The organism is Arenimonas fontis (genome assembly GCF_008386465.1).
GTDB classification, from domain to species: Bacteria; Pseudomonadota; Gammaproteobacteria; order Xanthomonadales; family Xanthomonadaceae; genus Arenimonas; species Arenimonas fontis.
This window is the reverse complement of the sequence record NZ_VUOD01000011.1, coordinates 1-18,307: the sequence shown is the minus strand read 5'-3', so window position 1 is coordinate 18,307 and position 18,307 is coordinate 1. Positions and strand designations below refer to the sequence as shown.

The following is an 18,307-nucleotide window of genomic DNA, read 5'->3' as shown; positions in this document are numbered from 1 at the left end:
ACCGGACCGGCCGCCGCGTCGGACGGAGGCGACGGCAATGGCGGCGGGGCTACGCCCGTTCCGGCCTCAGACATCGAGGTTGGCCACCCTCAGCGCATTGTCCTCGATGAACTCGCGGCGTGGTTCGACCACGTCGCCCATCAGGGTAGAGAAGATCTGGTCGGCGGCGACGGCGTCTTCGATCCGCACCCGCAGCAGGCGCCGGGTTTCCGGATTGACCGTGGTTTCCCACAGCTGGTCGGGGTTCATCTCGCCCAGGCCCTTGAACCGCTGGATGGTGCGACCCTTCTTGGCCTCTTCCATCAGCCATTCCTGCACTTGGCGGAAGCTGGACACCGGCTGGCTGCGGCCGCCCCGGCGGATTTCGGCACCGGCCTGCAGCAGGCCATCGAGCTGGCCGGCCACTTCGGTGACGGCGCGCAGTTCACCACCCAGCAGCTGGGAAGCCGGCACCACCTGGGTGGCCGTCAGGCCGTGCTGCTGACGGTGTGCCAGCAAGGCGGCCGGCAGGCCGCGCTCCTCATCGGCGGCCTGGATGTCGAAACGGTAACGGGCACGGCCCAGACCGGTGGCGTTCAGCCGCGACTCCAGCTGCCGGCACCAGGGCGCCAGTTGCGCCGGCGCGGCGAACTGCTCGGCGCTGAGCGGCGGCATTTCCAGCATCGCCTCCAGCACCGCGGTGTCGACACGGTGGGCGAAGCGCCGCGCAGTGTCGCGCGCCCCGAGGTAGGCCAGCAGCAACTTCTCCAGGGCGGGACCGGAGATGCCCGGCAGGCCTTCGCCCGGCACCAGCTCGGCGTTTTCCACCGCCGAGTTGGCCAGGTAGGCGTTCAGGGCCGCGTCGTCCTTCAGGTAGATCTCGTTCTTGCCCTGCTTGAGCTTGTACAGCGGTGGCAGGCCGATGTAGACGTGGCCGCGTTCGATCAGCTCGGGCATCTGCCGGTAGAAGAAGGTCAGCAACAGGGTGCGGATGTGCGAGCCGTCCACGTCCGCGTCGGTCATGATGATGATGCGGTGGTAGCGCAGCTTGTCCGGGTTGTACTCGTCCTTGCCGATGCCAGTGCCGAGCGCCGTGATCAGGGTGCCGACCTCCGCGCTGGAGAGCATGCGGTCGAAGCGCGCGCGCTCGACGTTGAGGATCTTGCCGCGCAGCGGCAGCACCGCCTGGTTGCGGCGATTGCGGCCCTGCTTGGCCGAGCCGCCGGCCGAGTCACCCTCGACGATGAACAGCTCGCTCTGGGCCGGATCCTTCTCCTGGCAGTCGGCCAGCTTGCCGGGCAGGCCGGCGATGTCGAGCGCGCCCTTGCGCCGGGTCAGGTCGCGGGCCTTGCGCGCGGCCTCGCGGGCTCGGGCAGCATCGACGATCTTGCCGGCAATGGCGCGCGCTTCATTCGGACGCTCCTGCAGGAACTCCTCCAGCTTGGCCGCCACCACCGCCTCCACGGCCGGGCGCACTTCGGAACTGACCAGCTTTTCCTTGGTCTGCGAGCTGAAGCTGGGGTCGGGCACCTTGACCGACAGCACCGCGATCATGCCCTCGCGCATGTCGTCGCCGCTGAGGTTGATCCTGGCCTGGCGGGCGATGCCGTTCTGTTCGATGTAGGTGGTGAGGGTGCGCGTCAGCGCGGCGCGGAAGCCCTGCAGATGCGTGCCGCCGTCCTTCTGCGGGATGTTGTTGGTGAAACAGAACATGGTTTCCTGGTAGGCGTCGGTCCACTGCACCGCCATCTCCACGGAAATGCCGTCTTTCTCACCCATGGCTGAGATTACCGTGGGGTGCAGGGGCGTTTTCAGCGTCGCCAGGTGTTCCACGAAGCTGCGGATGCCACCTTCGTACTGGAAGACGTCGTGCTTGCCCTCCTCGCGCTCGTCCACCAGCTCGATGCGCACCCCGGAGTTCAGGAAGCTCAGTTCGCGCAGGCGCTTGGCCAGGATGTCGTAGTGGAACTCGGTATCGGTGAAGATGTCCGCGCTGGGCAGGAAACGCAGGGTGGTTCCGCGCCGGTTGCCGGAGGGGCCCACGGCCTTGAGAGGGTAGACCGGCTCGCCGAGGGCGTACTCCTGCTGGTGGTGCTGGCCGTCACGCCAGATGTCCAGCCACAGGCGGCTGCTGAGCGCGTTCACCACCGACACGCCAACGCCGTGCAGGCCACCGGACACCTTGTAGCTGTTGTCGTCGAACTTGCCGCCGGCATGCAGCACCGTGAGGATGACCTCGGCCGCCGAACGCCCTTCCTCCTTGTGGATGTCCACCGGGATGCCGCGGCCGTTGTCGGCCACCGAGCAGGACCCGTCGGCATGCAGGGTGACCACGACGTGGTCGCAGTATCCGGCCAGGGCCTCGTCAATGGCGTTGTCCACCACCTCGAACACCATGTGGTGCAGGCCGGTGCCGTCGTGCACGTCGCCGATGTACATGCCGGGGCGCTTGCGTACGGCTTCCAGGCCGCGCAGGACGGTGATCTTGCTGGAGTCGTAGTTGGTGCTGCCGGGGCTCTGCGGGGTCGGGGCGTCGGTCATCGAAGGGCAGTCTCGCGGGAATCCTGGCCGCGGCCGCGTCCCCGGAGGAGCCGCAGCGCGCTTATCAATAATGAGTGCGCGAGTATACCTTGCGGGCAGCGTACAAGGCAGGCGGCAGGACCGCCGATGGGGCCCTCACGCGAGCCCGATCGGCCGGACCAGGCCACCGGGATGCCCGCGACGGCCGCGTGACCCCGGCCGGGCGAACTAGCCTGCCGGAGCAGGCACGGCACCTCAGGCGGGTGGCCGGCCTTGGGTGGGGATTCCGTCGGGCCCGGTTCCGCCTGGTTGGCGGACCCTGTTTCCGCCCAGCCCTTCCCCGGCGATGACCCAACCCGGGTCCGGAGGCTTCAGAGGGGCCGCGGCACCCCCTGTTCCACGTGGAACCGTGCTTGTGGCGCCAGTGGCCCGGCCAGGAGATCGGGCATCTCGGTGGCGGTCAGCAGTATCTGCGCCCCGGACCCCACCAGCGACGTGAGCGCGCGCGCCAGATGCACCCGATCCAGCTCGGAGGCGAGATCGTCCAGGCAGACCAGGGGCCACTCGCCCCGGTCGGCGGCAAAGGCCCTGGCCTGAGCCAGGACGCAGGCCAGGGCGGTCAGCTTTTCCTGGCCCCGTGACAGGGCCTCCCGGCCGGGCAGGGCCGGGTACTCCACCCGCCAGTCCGCCCGGTGCGGGCCCAGACTGGTGTAGCCCAGCGCCAGATCCCGCTCCCGGCTCAACAGCAGCGCATCAGCCAGACTCTGCTCCTCCCGGCGCCAACCCGGCTGGAAGCGCAGGCCCGGGCGACCCAGCTCGGCCAGGAACTCCTCCGCCGTCGAGGCCAGCACCGGTTCCAGCCGCGCCAGATAGGCACTTCTCAGCCGGCTCAATATCTCCCCGGCCTGGGCCAGTTCCTGGTCCCAGGGCTCGAGGGCGGCGGCGACCGGCTGCCGCTTGAGCAGGGCATTGCGCTGTTTGAGCGCCCGCGCGTAACGTCGCCAGACCGGGAGAAACTCCGGTTCCACGTGGAACAAGGCCCAGTCCAGGAAACGTCGCCGGTGTTCGCCGCCGCCGGCAAGCAGCTCGTGGCTGCCGGGTTCGAAGGTCACCACCGCCAGCTCGGCACACAGCTCGGTCAGACTGGGGGCCGGGGCCCCGTCCAGGCGGGCTTCCCACTCCTGGCCGGTATGGCGCAGGCCGACCCTTCGGCGGCGGCCCTGGCCGTCCTGCCACTCGGCGAACAACTCCAGTGCCGTCTGGCCGCCGCGGACCAGCCCGTCGCGGACACGGCCACGGAAGGAGCGGCCATACCCCAGCAAATGCACGGCCTCGATCAGGCTGGTCTTTCCGGCCCCGTTCCCGCCAGTCAGGAGATTCAGGCCCGGGGCCGGCGCCAGTTCCGCCTCTACCAGGCAGCGCAGATTGCGGACCCGCAGCAGATTCAACCGCATGGGCCTACTCCCGGACCCCGGCCAGCCCCTTCCAGTCCCACAAAACGACACCGCCCGGCATGGGCCGGGCGGCGGGCAGGGTGGGCGAACCCACGGCTCACAGCCGCAGCGGCATCACCACGTGCCGGCTGCGGTCGTGGCTGGCCTCGCGGACCAGGGCCGAGGAATTGGCGTCCCGCAGGTTCAGTAGCACCGACTCTTCCCGCAACGCACTCAGGGCGTCCAGCAGGTAGGTCACGTTGAAGCCTATGGACAGGCCGTCCACCCGGGTCTCGGCCTCGACCTCTTCCTGCGCTTCCTCCTGCTCGGGATTGTGCGCCACGATACGCAACTGGCCAGGGCTGATCTCCAGCTTGACGCCCCGGTACTTCTCGTTGGACAGGATCGCGGCGCGCTGCAGGGCGGCCCGCAGCGCTTCCCGATCCACCTTCACTTCCTTGTCCGCGCCGATCGGAATCACCGCATCGTAATCCGGGAACTTGCCCTCGATCAGTTTGGAAGTGAAGGTGACGTCCTCCCGGCGCATGCGCAGGTGGTTGCGGCCCACCTCGAGCTCGACCTCCCGGTCTCCACCCTCCAGCAACCGCTGCAGCTCCAGCACGCCCTTGCGCGGCAGGATGATCTGCTTGCGGGTCTGGGCCCCTGCCGGCAATGGCGCTTCACACAGGGCCAGGCGATGGCCATCGGTGGCCACGCAACGCAGCGAGCTTTCGCGCAGGTCGAGCAACAGCCCGTTGAGGTAATAGCGGACGTCCTGCTGGGCCATCGCGAAGGCGGTCCGCTCGATCAGCTCCTTGAGCGCCGCCTCGGGAACACGGATACGCTCCACCAGCTCCAGGTCTTCCACCGCCGGGAAGTCCTTGCCGGGCAGGGTGGCCAGGGTAAAGCGGCTGCGACCGGCCTGCACCGTCACCTTCTCGCCGGACTGGCTGACCGTGACCCGGCTGCCGTCGGGCAGGGCCCGCACGATCTCGAACAGCTTGCGGGCCGGAATGGTGGTCTCGCCGTCCTGGCCGTCCTCGACCTCGGACCGGGCCACCATCTCGACTTCCAGATCGGTGCCGGTCATGGACAGGCGACCGCGTTCGACATTGACCAGCAGGTTGGCCAGCACCGGCAACGTCTGGCGCCGTTCGACCACGTTGACGACCTGCTGCAGGGGTTTGAGAAGGACTTCTCGCGTCAGGCTGAAACGCATGCGGTTCCCCAAGCTCCTAGGGTGGATATATCAGAACGTGGTGGCGGTGGAGCCGGCAAAAATGCCGGATAACACATGCAACCTCTTGTTTTTGCTTATCTTTTCTGGGCGTCGCGGCTGTGGGCCGGACCCCGGACCGTTCGGGAAAAGCTGTGGACAGAATCCGGCCCCGGAATCCTCCCCCAGCTTGTCCACAGGTCGCCCCGAGGTTTCCCGGCAGCGCCTCATTCGCTCAACTTGCGCAGCAGCTTGTCCCAGTCCTCGCGCAGCTTGCCGTCGGTCTCGCGCAGTTCGCGGATCACCTTGCAGGCGTGCATGACGGTGGTGTGGTCGCGCCCCCCGAAAGCATCGCCGATCTCCGGCAGGCTGTGCTCGGTCAGTTCCTTGGACAGGGCCATCGCCATCTGCCGCGGCCGGGCCAGGGAACGGGTCCGGCGCTTGGACAGCAGGTCCGCCATGCGCAGCTGGTAGTAGTCTGCCACGGTCTTCTGGATGTTGCTTATGGAGACCGCCTGTTGCTGGGCCCGCAACAGGTCGCGCAGGGTCTCCAGGGCGAAATCGGCGTCGATGGCCCGGGCCATGAAGTTGGCGCGGGCCGCCAGGGTGTTGAGCGCTCCTTCCAGGTCGCGCACGTTCGAGCGCATGCGCTTGGCGATCAGGTAAGCCACCTCCTCGGGCAGGCGCACGCCGCGTTCGGCGGCCTTGGTGCTGAGGATGGCAACCCGGGTCTCGAAGTCGGGCGGCTCGATGGCGGCGCTCAAACCCCAGGTCAGGCGGGTCTTGAGCCGGGTCTCCAGGTTCTCCACCTCGCGCGGATAGCGGTCGCAGGTCAGGATGATCTGCTGCTTGCCGTCGAACAGCGCATTGAAGGTGTGGAAGAACTCCTCCTGGGTGGTGTTCTTGCCGGCAAAGAACTGGATGTCGTCGATCAGCAGCGCGTCCACCTCGTGGAACTGGCGCTTGAACTGGTCCATGGTCTTTTCCTGCAGCGCCTTCATCATGGCGCTGAAGAACTGCTCCGAGCGCAGGTACAGCACCCGCATGCCGGGATTGTTCCGCCGCATCAGGTTGCCGGCGGCATGCATCAGGTGGGTCTTGCCCAGGCCCGAACCGCCGTACAGCAGCAGCGGGTTGTATCGGGCCGGCGCCTGCGCCACCTGTAGCGCCGCGGCGCGCGCCAGCTGGTTGCTGCGACCCTCGACGAAATTCTCGAAGGTGTAGTGCGGATCCAGGTTGCCCTGGAAAGGTGCCGCCGGCGTCGGCGCGGCCGGCCGCGGGGACGCCGCCGCGGGTTGCGGCTCGGAGCGGCCGGCCGAGCCCACCGCCAGACCCACGGCGGCCGGCTGGCCGGTGAAATGGGCGATCAGTTCGCGGATCCGCGCCAGGTAATGCTGACGCACCCGGTCCACCACGAACTCGTTGGGCGCGTACAGGGTGACGCCGTCCGGGCGGACCTCCGCCTGCAGCGGCCGCAACCAGGTGTGCACCTCGTCGGCCGGCAGTTCGGCCTCCAGTCGTTCCAGGCAGCGGGGCCAGGCAGCATCCATGTCGTGGGGAAAATTCCTGCGGCGCGGCACCGGGGCGCCGCTGTGGATAAGTGATCGGGGTGGCGCAGTCTAGCGCCGGCCGAGGCCGGATGCCACGCCGCTTCGCCTTGACGCAAAAAGGCCCGGCCGCTATAGTCCCGCGTCTTTTCCGCCCATTCCGCCTACCGGGGTGCCATCATGGCCACCAAGCGCACGTACCAGCCCAGCAACCTCAAGCGCAAGCGCGACCACGGCTTCCGCGCCCGCATGAAGACCGCCGACGGCCGCAAGATCCTCGCCCGTCGCCGTGCCAAGGGCCGCGCCCGCCTCGCCGTCTGACCCGTCGCCGCCGGCCCGGCCGGCGGTGGCCGCACGGGCATCGGATCCGGCCTTGGCTCCGCAGGCGCCCGACATTTCTCGCTCCTTCCCGCCGCGCGCGCGCCTGCGCGCTGCCGCCGACTTCCAGGCGGCCTTCAAGCAAGGCAAGCGGCTGTCCAGCCCGCAACTCCGCCTGATCGTCCGCCTTCGCTCCGAGCCCGGCGAGCCCCGGCTCGGAATCGCGGTGTCGCGGAAAGTGGACAAGCGGGCGGTCGTCCGCAACCGCATCAAGCGCCTGGCGCGCGAGCTGTTCCGGCAGGAGCGGGCCGGTCTGCCCGCCGGCGACTACGTCCTGGTCGCCCAGCCGGGCGCCGCCGCCCAGCCCCTGTCGGCGCTGCGCGAGCAACTGGCGGGTCTGCTGCAACGTGCCCGGTCATTGAAGGCCCCGGCCGCGGGCGGCACAATGCCGCCCTTCCCGGACGCGTCCGCGCGCCCAGCCACGAATCCGCCCGAGTCCTGACGCGTACCCGGCGCCCCGCCGGCGATCGCCGCCTGCCCATGAACCAGACCCGCACCTTCCTTCTCGTCGCCTGGCTGCTCGTCGGCGCCATGCTGTATCTGCAATGGACCCAGGCGCCGGCGCCCGTCCCCCCGACCGGCCCGGACGCCCAGGCCGGCGCCGAGCCGCTTCCCGGGGACGGGGCCGTGCCCGCCGGTGACGGTTCCGTCCCGCAGGCGACGGCGGTGCCGGCAGCGCCGGCCCTGTCGGGCACTGCGCCGGCCGCGTCCGCGGACCCGGCCGAACCCGCCCGCCTGCTGACGGTACGCACCGACGTGCTGGACCTGCGCGTGGACCTGCGGGGCGGCAGCGTGGTCGGCGCCGACTTGCTGGCCTACCCGGTGGACAAGGACCGGCCGGAGCGCAAGGTTCGCCTGCTCGACCTGGATGCGGCCGACTTCTCGGTGGCGCAGTCCGGCCTGGTGGCCAGCGCCGGCGCGGCACCCAGCCATGAAGCGATGTTCCGGACCGAAGATGGCCGTGGCCGCTACGAACTTGCCGAGGGCCAGGACCGGCTCGAGGTCCCCCTGGTCTGGACCGACCCCGGCGGCCTCGGCGTGCGCAAGGTTCTGGTGCTCGAGCGCGGCAGCTACGCGATCACCGTCCGCCAGGAGATCCGCAACCAGGGAGAGGCCGTCTGGCGCGGCTACGGCTACCAGCAGCTGCAGCGGGTCGCCCCGCCGGAGCGCGGTGGCGGTTTCAGCTTCACCAATCCCGAGGCCTACAGCTTCGTCGGCGCCGCTTGGTACAGCCCGGAGGACAAGTTCGAGAAGCGGACCTTCGCGGATTTCGTCGAGGACGGGCCGCTGAACAAGGACGTCACCGGTGGCTGGATCTCCATGCTGCAACATCACTTCGCCCTGGTCTGGGTTCCGGACAAGAGCGAACCACAGCGCTTCTCGCTGGCGACCCTGGGCAACGGCCAGACCCGCTACCTGGTACGCAGCGTCGGCGCGCCTTTCGAGCTGGCGCCGGGCGCCAGCGCCACCCGCGAGGCGACGCTGTGGGTGGGCCCGAAGCTGCAGGCGCAGATGCAGGACGTGGCCGAGGGCCTGAAGCTGACCCTGGACTACGGCGTGTTCACCTTCCTGGCCCAGCCGATGTTCGACTTCGTGCTCAAGCCGCTGCACGCGCTGACCGGCAACTGGGGCTGGGCCATCATCCTGACGGTGCTGATCATCAAGCTGATCCTGTACCCGTTGTCGGCCAAGCAGTACCAGAGCTTCGCCCGGATGCGGGCGATCCAGCCGCGCATCGAGGCCCTCAAGGAGCGCTACGGTGACGACCGGCAGAAGTTCCAGATGGCGGTGATGGAGCTGTACAAGAAGGAGAAAGTGAACCCCGCCGCCGGCTGCCTGCCGATCCTGGTCACCATTCCGGTGTTCATCGCGCTGTACTGGATGCTGCTGGAGAGCGTCGAGATGCGCCAGGCGCCCTGGATCGGCTGGATCCAGAACCTGACCGCGCCCGACCCCTATTTCATCCTGCCGGCGATCAATCTGGCGGTCATGTACCTGACCCAGAAGATGACGCCGACACCGGGCATGGACCCGATGCAGAAGAAGATCATGACCTTCATGCCGATCGCCTTCGGCGTGTTGATGGCCTTCTTTCCCTCCGGCCTGGTCCTGTACTGGTGCACCAACGGCATCCTCGGCCTGCTGCAGCAGTGGGTCATCACCAAGCGCCACGGCGACAAGACCGCACCGGCGGCGGTCAAATAGGTTCCTGACGCGGATCAACGCGGATGAAGCGTTCCGGAAAAGAGGGCGGCCCAGGCCGCCCTCTTTATCTCTCCGGCTCCGCACCCCACTCATCCCGGCGATGCGCGGAAGCACCTCCCGGCCTGAACTCGAATTGCTTTATCCGCGTCCATCCGCGTAAATCCGCGCCTGAATCCTTATCCAGCAGGACCCGATGAGCCAGCGGGACACCATCGCCGCCATCGCCACCGCCGCCGGCGCCGCCGGCATCGGTGTGGTGCGGGTGTCCGGGCCGCGGGCACCGGAGATCGCGCGGACCTTGCTGGGCCGCCCGCCCAGGCCGCGTCACGCCCACTACGCGCGCTTCCGCGAGGCCGGCGGCGAGCTGATCGACGATGGCCTGCTGATCTGGTTTCCGGCACCGCATTCCTACACCGGCGAGGAAGTGCTGGAGCTGCAGGGCCATGGCAGCCCGGTGCTGCTCGCGGCGCTGCTGGCGCGCTGCCTCGAGCTGGGCGCGCGGCAGGCCCGCCCCGGCGAATTCACCGAGCGCGCCTTCCTGGAAGGCCGGCTGGACCTGGCGCAGGCCGAAGCGGTCGCCGACCTGATCAATGCCTCGTCCGAAGCCGCGGCCCGCGCCGCCCGGCGCTCCCTCGAAGGCGAGTTCTCGCAGCGGGTGCACGCAGTCGCCGAGGATCTGACCGCGCTGCGCACCTGGCTCGAAGCGGCGCTGGATTTCCCGGAAGAGGAGATCGACTTTCTGGCCGCGCCGGAACTGCGCCGGCGCCTGCAGACGGTGCGCGAGGGCCTGGCCGCATTGCGGGTCGCGGCCGAGCGCGGCAAGCGCCTGGTGGATGGCCTGCACGTGGTCATCGTCGGCGCGCCCAACGCCGGCAAGTCTTCCCTGCTCAATGCCCTGGCCGGAGAGGATCGCGCCATCGTCACCGACATCGCCGGCACCACCCGCGACCTGTTGCGCGAGCGGCTGCGCCTGGACGGTATCGAACTGACCCTGGTGGACACCGCCGGCCTGCGCGATTCGCCCGATCCGGTCGAGGCCGAGGGCATCCGCCGCGCCCGCGCCGAACTCGGGCGGGCCGATCGGATACTGGCGGTGCTGGACGACCGCGCGCCGCAGCCGCCGACCGGCCTGCCGGCGGGCGTGCCGGTGCTGTGGCTGCACAACAAATGCGATCTCAGCGGCGCTCCGCCCCATGCCGAAGACCGCGCCGACGGCCGGCACCTCTGGCTCTCGGCCCGCACCGGCGCCGGCTTGGAGCTGCTGCGAATGGCGCTGCGCGAAGCTGCCGGCCTGGGCGAAGGCAGCGAAGGTGTCTTCAGCGCCCGGGCCCGGCATCTGGAGGCTCTGGCCGACACCGCCGAGCGGCTCGAGGCCGCGGCGGCCCGGCTGGCGGAAGGGGCCGGCGAACTGGCCGCCGAGGAACTGCGCCTGGCCCAGGAGGCGCTGGGCGGGATCACCGGCCGGGTGGATGCCGACGCGCTACTGGGACGGATCTTCTCCAGCTTCTGCATCGGCAAGTAGGCGGCCCTGGCGCCGGTGGGGCAGCGGAAACCGCGATCTGCGTCACCTTTCCCGCTTCCGCCCGTGGCCAGGGCCCACCGCGAAACGTGCTGGCCTTGACAATGCGGCCAAACTCTTATGTGCTGAACGTCATGCTCTTGCAGCTTTCAGGGGAAATCCGATGACCGCATCCGCCGCCTCCGCCAGCTCCCTGCGCTGGACGCTGGCCCTGGCCCTCGCCCTGGGCCTGGCCGCCTGCTCGACGGACGAACCGTCCGAACCTGCCGCCACTACCGGTGCCGAGGCGCCCGCCCCGGCCGAACCCGCCGGCCCCAGTGCCGAGCAGATCGCCGCCGAGCAGGCCGCCGCCGAGGCCGAGGCCGCCCTCGCCGCCCTGTCGGTGGAGGAGCTGCGTGAACGCGGCGGCCAGGCCCTGCGCGAACAGCGTCTTTACGCGCCGGCCGGCGACAACGCCATGGAGTACTACCTGGCCCTGCGCAAACGCAGCGACAAGCCGGATGCCTCGGCCGAAAGCGCCCTGATCGACCTGATGCCCTACGCCATCATCGCCGCCGAACAGGCCATCGGCCGCGAGGATTTCACCGAGGCCGAGCGCCTTCGTGCCCTGATCGAGCGCACCGATCCCCAGGCACCGGCCCTGCCGCGCATCCGCGACTCGATCGCCAAGGGCCAGGCCGCGGTGGTCGAGCGCGCCGCCCAGGAAGCGGCCCGCGAGGCGCAGCGCCAGCGCGAGCAGGAGCTGGCCGCCCAGCGCGCCGCGGAGGAAGCCGCGCGGGCCGCCGCCGCCCAGCCGGAGCAGCCCGCCACCCCGGCGCCGCAGCCGGCCACGCCGGCCCCCGCCACCCCGGCGCCGACGACGCCGACCCCGGCCCAGCCGACCGCCCAGACTCCCGCGGAACCGACCCGGCCCCGTCGCACGACGCCGATCCCGGTGCGCACGCCGCAGCCGGCCTATCCCCGCGCGGCCTATCGCTCCCGCGAATCCGGCGAAGTGACGGTGGAGATCGTGATCGCCACCGACGGCAGCGTCGCCGACGTGCGGATCGTTGCCGCCCAGCCGCGCGGCGTCTTCGACCGCGAGGTGCTGCAGACGGTTCGCGACTGGCGCTTCGAGCCGCTGGACGAGCAGGTCACGATCTCGCGCACCTTCGTCTTCCGGCCGTAAGGAAGGCGACAAGCAAAGGGACGGGAAGCCCGGCGGTGATCCGCCGGGCTTTTTGCTTCTTCACCCGCCACCGTGCCGGGCGCCGCGGCCCGCCGGCGCAAGCGGGCTCAGGCCGACACGGCCAGCTGTTCGCGGTGGTAGATGCGCACCGCCAGCCAGACCAGCAGGGTGGCCAGGGCCAGGGTGGCGCCGAAGCTGAGGCCGTAGCGCAGCAGGCCGATCTCCTCGCCGCGGGCCAGGGCCATCACCAGCAGGTTCTGCGAAAGCAGGGGCACCGCCGAATTCCAGTCCTCCGGCCGCATCGGCGAGACCATCAACACCACCGACGGGATCATCGGCAGCAGCATCAGCAACGACAGGTAGGTCTGCGCCTCGCGGTAGCTGCGCGCGTAGGCCGCCACCACGGTCTGCAGGGCGGCGAAGCAGATCACCAGCGGCACCATCAGCAGACCGGCACTCAGCACCAGCGAGGCGCCGAACTCCACTTTCATGCCCAGCCGGTCCAGCGGGATGTACCGGAAGGCGATGCCGAACACCACCAGGCTCAGCATCATGCTGGCCATGGCGAAGGCGAAGGTGGCGCCGAGCTTGCCCAGCACGATCTGGGCGCGGCTGGCCGGATTGGCCAGCAGCGGCTCCAGCGACTGCCGTTCGCGTTCGCCGGCGGTGGTGTCGATGGCCAGGTACATGCCCCCGAGGAAGGAACCGAGGACGAGCAGGTAGGGCAGGAAGGCCAGCAGTTGTCCGGCCCGCTGCTGCCTGCTGGCCAGGTCGCGGCTGGCCACCGCCAGCGGCTGGAGAATGGCCGGGTGAAGGCCGCGGGCCGAAATCCGCAGGGCCGACTGCTGGCGACCGTATGCCTCCAGCAGCGATACCAGCCGCGAATGCGGGGCGCGCGCTTCCTGGTCCGAACTGTCGTGCAGGACTTCGACCTGGGCGGTGCGGCCCTGGCGCCAGTACGCGCCGTAATCGGCCGGGATGCGCAGCACCACCCTGGCCTGGCGTCCACGGATCGTCGCCTCCGGATCGGCCGGCGCGTCCTGCACGTCCACGCCCTGGCGGCGCAGCCAGGCAACCAGGTTGGGCGCATGCTCGGCGCCGGCCACGGGCACCTGCAAGGGCTTCTCGGCGTTGTCGAGCTGCTTGCTGATCATGAAGCCCATCAGGAAGGCGAACAGGACCGGTCCCAGCAGCGGACCCATCACCAGGGCATTCATCACGGTCTTGCGGTCGCGCAGGTTCTCCACGACCTCCTTCAGGAACACGGTCAGGCCGGCGTTCATGCCATCAGTCCTTCTTCACTGCCGATCGCCTTGACGAAGGCGTCTTCGAGGTTGTCCTCGCCGGTCTGCGCGCGCAGCTCGTCGGCGCTGCCTTCGGCCACGACCCGGCCGCGGGCGATGATCACGATGTGGTCGCAGAGCGCCGCCACCTCCTGCATGATGTGGCTGGAGAACAGCACGCAGCGACCCTCGTCGCGCAACTGGCGCAGGAAGCGGCGCATCGCCCGCGTGGCCATCACGTCCAGGCCGTTGGTCGGCTCGTCCAGGATGACGTTGCGCGGGTCGTGCACCAGGGCCCGGGCGATCGCCGTCTTCACCCGCTGGCCCTGGGAAAAGCCTTCGGTGCGGCGGTCGATGATGTCGCCCATGTCCAGGGCGGCGGCGAGCGCGTCTGTGCGGGCGGCGATGGTGGCCTCGTCCAGACCGTGCAGGCGGCCGAAGTAGCGAATGTTCTCCCGGCTGCTCAGGCGCTTGTACAGGCCGCGTGCGTCCGGCAGCACGCCCAGGCGCCGGCGTACCGCCTCGGGGTCGGTGCCGGCGTCCATGCCGTCCACCAGCACCTGGCCGCGGTCCGGACGCATCAGGGTGTAGAGCATGCGCAGGGTGGTGGTCTTGCCGGCGCCGTTGGGACCCAGCAGGCCGGTGATGCGGCCGTCCTCGGCGCGGAAACCGACGCCGTCCACCGCCTTCACCTTGCCGAAGGCCTTGTGCAGGTCGCGTACCTCGATCATGGCTCGGCTCCGTTGTAGCTGGTGAAGAAGGGGCTGGCGCCGAGCACGTCCAGGCAGCTCGCGTCCAGGCCCTGCGGGTCCAGCGAATCGAGGAACTCGGCGGCCAGCCGCGCGGTGCAGCCGCGGGCCAGCAGGATGTGGCCCTGGCCCTTGCCGATCAGGTGCCGCGACCGTGGCAGGGTCTCGGCCACGCGTTCGCCGTAGCGCGGCGGGGTCACCGGGTCGAACTCGCCCGACAGCAGCAGGGCTGGAACGTCACTGCGCAGGGGTTCGGCGAAGCCGGGCGCCACCGGTCCCCTGGGCCAGACGCTGCACTGCTGCAGCAGCACCTCCACCAGCGCATTGCCCAGCAGGCGCTGTTCGTCCCCGCCCTTGCGCTGTAGCCGCGGCGCGTCCTCGGCGCAGGTCACCGACAGCTGCATGCCGTGGTTGATCTGGCCGGTCAGCGAATCCATCACCATCACCGCCTGGGCCAGCAGCGACTCCGGCCGGCCCTGCAGGGCCTCGTCCACCAGCAGCGGCAGCAGGGCGGCGGTTTCCGGCGCATAGGCGAACAGCCTGGCCACGATCGCCACCGTGGCCCCGTCCAGGCGCAGCTCGCGCGGACGGTGGCTCAGCGGATCGCGGATGCGCACCGTTTCCGGCGTCGCCCGGGCGCGGTCGCGCAGCGTGTAGAGGCGGCGGTAGGGCTGGCCGAAGGCCTCGGCACAGGCCGGTTGCCGCGCGCAGGCCGCCAGCATCGGTTCGAGCGCGGCGTCCAGGTTCAGCGCGTGCTCGGCACCCAGGGCCAGGTCCGGAGGCACGATACCGTCCAGGATCAGGCTGCGCACCGCGTCAGGGAACTGACGCGCGTACTGCTGCGCGACCCGGGTGCCGTAGGAACCGCCGTAGACGTTCAGTGCCGGTGCGCCCAGGGCCTGCCGCAGCGACTCGATGTCACGCACGGCGACGCTGGTGGTGTATTGCGCCACGTCGGCATCGAGCTCGGCCAGGCAGTCGCGGGCCAGGGCCACCAGGCGTTCCGGCGGCAGGTCGCCGGCGAGCTCGTCCGGGAACGGACAGGCCAGCGGATGCGAGCCGCCGGTGCCGCGTTGGTCCATGAACAGCAGATGCCGCCGGTCGCGCAGGCGCGACAGCGAAGCGGCCATGGCCGGAAAGGTTTCGGTGGCGGCCTGGCCCGGACCGCCGGCAAGGAAGATCACCGGGTCGGCAGCCGGCTCGGCGGCGCGGGCGGCCAGCATGGCCACCTTGAGACTGATCTTCCGGCCGTCCGGTCGATCCGGATTCTCCGGGACCTCCAGGCGGGCGCATTCGGCCTGGACCGTGACTGCGGAACCGGGCTGGCCCAGCTCGCACGTGGTGAATTCCAGGCTGCCCCAGGCTCGCGCTTGTCCCGTCGCCGGGACCAGGCCGGCTGTCAGAACCAGCGACAACAGCATTCGCTTCATCACACTCCCTCAGCGGTGGCCGCAAGGCCGTCAGGATGACAGAAGGGACGGACGGGAAGCAGGAATGTGACGGAACGGGCCGGGGCGCGACGGGAGCCGGCGGGCCGGGACCGAAGGCGGGAACACGGACGCCGTCCGGCGTCGGCGGCGGCCGTCACGCTATTTGCCGGAGACGTACTTTTCGCGCCGGATGCGCGGCACGGCCAGTCCCGCCGCCTTCAAGGCCTCGAACACCGCGTCCACCATGTTCGGGTTGCCGCACAGGTAGGCGATGTCGCCGTCGGGGTCGGGCGCCAGTTCCGGCAGGACGTCCTGGACGTGGCCGGAACGGTCGTCCGGACGCGGCGCCGCCGGCATCTCCCGGCTGAAGCAGGTGATGTAGCGGAAACCCGGGTGACTCTCGGCAAAGGCGAGGAAGTCCCCGGCGTACAGCTGCTCGGCCGGACTGCGGCAGCCGAACAGCACCACCACCTCGATGTCGCGCGTGCGCATCAGCTCGGCCAGCTTCGGCAGCATCGAGCGGTAGGGGGTGACGCCGGTGCCGGTGGCGACCAGCAGGTAGCGCCGGTTGGCGTCGTTCGGCATCAGGCAGAAGCGGCCGTAGGGGCCGCTGGCCATGATCTGCTGGCCCTCGTCCATGGCCTGGAACAGGGCAGTGGCGGCACCGCCGGGCACGTAGCTGACGGCGATCTCCACCGCCTCGCCCGGTCCCAGGGCATGGTCGTGGATGGTGGCGAGGGAATAGCTGCGCTTGGTCGGCGTGCCGTCCGGGTACTGGAAATGCACCTGGATGAACTGTCCGGGGATGAAGTCCAGCGGCTGGCCATCGTCACGGGCGAATACCAGATGGCGCACGCTCGGCGCGAGCATGCGGCTGCCCACCAGGCGGAGCGGGAACTGGACGATGGCCACAGGAGCCTCCGGTGCAGGCGGATGGGATGGACTGTCCCGGACGGCGGCCCGGGGCCGCGGCAAGGGGCTCCGTATAATACCGGCCGACCCTTCCCGGCGCAGGCGCGCCGCGGCCACAGGAACCTCATGAGCGAACAAGCCGCGCTGGAGATCCGCGATCTCCGCAAGACCTACGACAACGGCGTCGAGGCGCTCAAGGGCGTCTCGCTGACGGTCCAGCCGGGCGACTTCTATGCCCTGCTCGGGCCGAACGGCGCCGGCAAGTCCACCCTGATCGGCATCGTCAGCTCGCTGGTGAACAAGACGGCCGGCGATGTCCGCGTGTTCGGCGTCGACCTGCACGCGCGGCGCTCGGAAGCGATGCGGCTGATCGGCCTGGTGCCGCAGGAAATCAACTTCAACATGTTCGAGAAGCCGCTCGACATCCTGGTCAACTACGCCGGCTTCTACGGCATCCCGCGCCGCGAGGCCCTGCCGCGCGCCGAGGAGGAACTGCGCCGGGCCCAGCTCTGGGACAAGGCGACGAAGATGTCGCGCACGCTCTCGGGCGGCATGAAGCGCCGGCTGATGATCGCCCGCGCCATGATGACCCGGCCGAAGCTGCTGATCCTCGACGAGCCCACCGCCGGCGTCGACATCGAGATCCGCCGCGGCATGTGGAAGACCCTGCGCGAGGTGAACGCCGCCGGCACCACCGTCATCCTCACCACGCACTACCTGGAAGAGGCCGAGAGCCTCTGCCGCAACCTCGCCATCATCGACCACGGCCGCATCATCGAGCAGGGGCCGATGCGCAGCCTGCTGGCCAAGCTCGATGTCGAAGGCTTCCTGCTCGACATCGACGGCGTGCTGCCGCCGATGCTGCCAGCCATTCCCGGCGTGCGCCTGACGGCGCCGGACAACCACACCCTGGACCTGGAGATGCCGCGCGAGATGGATCTCAACCGCGTGTTCGCCGGCCTGGCCGAGGCCGGCATCCGCGTGCGCAGCATGCGCACCAAGTCGAACCGGCTCGAGGAACTGTTCGTGCGCCTGACCGGCAAGCCGGAGGTGGCGGTATGAGCAACCCGAACCTGGTCGCGCTCTACACCATCGCCCGCCGCGAGGTCTCGCGGATCATGCGCATCTGGGGCCAGACCCTGGTGCCGCCGGCGATCACCATGACCCTGTACTTCCTGATCTTCGGCAGCCTGATCGGCTCGCGGATCGGGCCCATGGACGGCATCGGCTACATGGACTTCATCGTCCCCGGCCTGGTGATGATGTCGGTGATCCAGAACGCCTACGGCAACATCAGCTCCAGCTTCTTCGGCGCCAAGTTCGGCCGCCACGTCGAGGAGCTGCTGGTCAGTCCGATGCCGAACTGGGTGATCCTCGGCGGCTACGTCGCCGGCGGCGTGCTGCGCGGCCTGATGGTCGGCGCGATCGTGCTGGGCATCGCGATGCTGTTCACCACCGTGCGCCTGCCGCACCCGCTGGTGACGCTGAGCACGGTGGTGCTGGGCGCGGTGATCTTCTCGCTGGCCGGCTTCGTGAACGCGGTGTACGCCAAGAAGTTCGACGACATCGCCATCGTGCCGACCTTCATCCTGACCCCGCTGACCTACCTCGGCGGCGTGTTCTATTCGGTGAAGCTGCTGCCGGCCTGGGCCGAGGCGGCGACCCACCTCAACCCGATCTTCTACATGGTCAACGCCTTCCGCTACGGCCTGCTGGGCCAGAGCGACGTTCCGATAGTCACCGCCTATGCCCTGATGCTGGCTTTCGTGCTGGTCCTCGGTGCCCTGGCCCTGCGCCTGCTCTCCAAAGGCACCGGCCTGCGCAGCTGACCCCATTTTTCTGGTTCTTCACCCAAGTCCGGGGAAGGCCGCCCGGATCTTCAGGAAGAAGTAGGCGTCGTCCCGGTAGCCGTAGGCCACCCGCTTGATGACCTTGATCTTGTTGTTGATGCCTTCGACCAGATTGGTT

16 protein-coding genes are annotated in these 18,307 nt (G+C 69.6%); 7 read left to right on the top strand and 9 right to left on the bottom strand.

Annotation, left to right across the window (positions count from 1 at the left end; all coding sequences use genetic code 11):
* Positions 1 to 66: 66 nt before the first annotated feature.
* The 4 genes from gyrB to dnaA form a co-directional block, all read right to left on the bottom strand.
* Positions 67 to 2,520 (bottom strand): DNA topoisomerase (ATP-hydrolyzing) subunit B, encoded by a 2,454-nt coding sequence (gene gyrB / locus F0415_RS11135; RefSeq protein WP_149861294.1) that lies wholly within the window; start codon positions 2,518 to 2,520, stop codon positions 67 to 69.
* Positions 2,521 to 2,870: 350 nt separating this feature from the next.
* On the bottom strand, positions 2,871 to 3,953 hold the full coding sequence (gene recF / locus F0415_RS11130) for a DNA replication/repair protein RecF (RefSeq protein WP_149861293.1): 1,083 nt from the start codon (positions 3,951 to 3,953) through the stop codon (positions 2,871 to 2,873).
* A 97-nt stretch (positions 3,954 to 4,050) separates the two neighbouring features.
* Positions 4,051 to 5,151 carry a DNA polymerase III subunit beta gene (dnaN, locus tag F0415_RS11125; protein WP_149861292.1) on the bottom strand — a complete coding sequence of 367 codons (1,101 nt, stop codon included), beginning with the start codon at positions 5,149 to 5,151 and terminating at the stop codon, positions 4,051 to 4,053.
* 224 nt (positions 5,152 to 5,375) lie between these two features.
* A complete protein-coding gene (gene dnaA / locus F0415_RS11120) occupies positions 5,376 to 6,698 on the bottom strand; it encodes a chromosomal replication initiator protein DnaA (RefSeq protein ID WP_149861291.1) in 1,323 nt (440 codons plus the stop codon).
* Between the two features lie 177 nt (positions 6,699 to 6,875).
* Here dnaA and rpmH point away from each other — a divergent pair, with 177 nt between their 5' ends.
* From rpmH to F0415_RS11095, 5 genes are all read left to right on the top strand, one after another.
* The gene (gene rpmH / locus F0415_RS11115; RefSeq protein ID WP_026817103.1) at positions 6,876 to 7,016 is read left to right on the top strand and encodes a 50S ribosomal protein L34; all 141 of its coding nucleotides are present in this window, start codon (positions 6,876 to 6,878) and stop codon (positions 7,014 to 7,016) included.
* Positions 7,017 to 7,068: 52 nt separating this feature from the next.
* On the top strand, positions 7,069 to 7,515 hold the full coding sequence (gene rnpA, locus F0415_RS11110; RefSeq protein ID WP_246149946.1) for a ribonuclease P protein component: 447 nt from the start codon (positions 7,069 to 7,071) through the stop codon (positions 7,513 to 7,515).
* Between the two features lie 38 nt (positions 7,516 to 7,553).
* Positions 7,554 to 9,278, top strand: a complete 1,725-nt coding sequence (gene yidC / locus F0415_RS11105) for a membrane protein insertase YidC (protein WP_149861290.1) — start codon at positions 7,554 to 7,556, stop codon at positions 9,276 to 9,278.
* A gap of 193 nt (positions 9,279 to 9,471) precedes the next feature.
* Positions 9,472 to 10,800, top strand: a complete 1,329-nt coding sequence (gene mnmE, locus F0415_RS11100) for a tRNA uridine-5-carboxymethylaminomethyl(34) synthesis GTPase MnmE (protein ID WP_149861289.1) — start codon at positions 9,472 to 9,474, stop codon at positions 10,798 to 10,800.
* 160 nt (positions 10,801 to 10,960) lie between these two features.
* A complete protein-coding gene (locus F0415_RS11095; protein ID WP_149861288.1) occupies positions 10,961 to 11,965 on the top strand; it encodes an energy transducer TonB in 1,005 nt (334 codons plus the stop codon).
* Between the two features lie 107 nt (positions 11,966 to 12,072).
* Here F0415_RS11095 and F0415_RS11090 read toward each other — a convergent pair whose 3' ends face one another.
* The 4 genes from F0415_RS11090 to F0415_RS11075 form a co-directional block, all read right to left on the bottom strand.
* On the bottom strand, positions 12,073 to 13,248 hold the full coding sequence (locus F0415_RS11090; protein ID WP_149861287.1) for an ABC transporter permease: 1,176 nt from the start codon (positions 13,246 to 13,248) through the stop codon (positions 12,073 to 12,075).
* A complete protein-coding gene (locus F0415_RS11085; RefSeq protein ID WP_149861286.1) occupies positions 13,245 to 13,979 on the bottom strand; it encodes an ABC transporter ATP-binding protein in 735 nt (244 codons plus the stop codon). The genes F0415_RS11090 and F0415_RS11085 overlap by 4 nt, the downstream gene beginning before the upstream one ends.
* Positions 13,976 to 15,427 carry an alpha/beta hydrolase gene (locus F0415_RS11080; protein ID WP_149861285.1) on the bottom strand — a complete coding sequence of 484 codons (1,452 nt, stop codon included), beginning with the start codon at positions 15,425 to 15,427 and terminating at the stop codon, positions 13,976 to 13,978. Before F0415_RS11080 ends, F0415_RS11085 begins: the two co-directional genes overlap by 4 nt.
* A 159-nt stretch (positions 15,428 to 15,586) precedes the next feature.
* On the bottom strand, positions 15,587 to 16,339 hold the full coding sequence (locus tag F0415_RS11075) for an FAD-binding oxidoreductase (protein ID WP_281286604.1): 753 nt from the start codon (positions 16,337 to 16,339) through the stop codon (positions 15,587 to 15,589).
* Between the two features lie 126 nt (positions 16,340 to 16,465).
* On the opposite strand from F0415_RS11075, the gene F0415_RS11070 reads away from it, so the two are divergent.
* Positions 16,466 to 17,401: an ABC transporter ATP-binding protein gene (locus F0415_RS11070; RefSeq protein ID WP_149861284.1), complete on the top strand. Its 936-nt coding sequence runs from the start codon at positions 16,466 to 16,468 to the stop codon at positions 17,399 to 17,401.
* Positions 17,398 to 18,168, top strand: coding sequence for an ABC transporter permease (locus F0415_RS11065; RefSeq protein ID WP_149861283.1), 771 nt, complete (start codon positions 17,398 to 17,400; stop codon positions 18,166 to 18,168). The genes F0415_RS11070 and F0415_RS11065 overlap by 4 nt, the downstream gene beginning before the upstream one ends.
* Before the next feature lie 18 nt (positions 18,169 to 18,186).
* On the opposite strand, the gene F0415_RS11060 is transcribed toward F0415_RS11065, so the two are convergent.
* On the bottom strand, positions 18,187 to 18,307 hold a 121-nt coding region (locus tag F0415_RS11060), incomplete at its 5' end, for a transposase (RefSeq protein ID WP_149860985.1).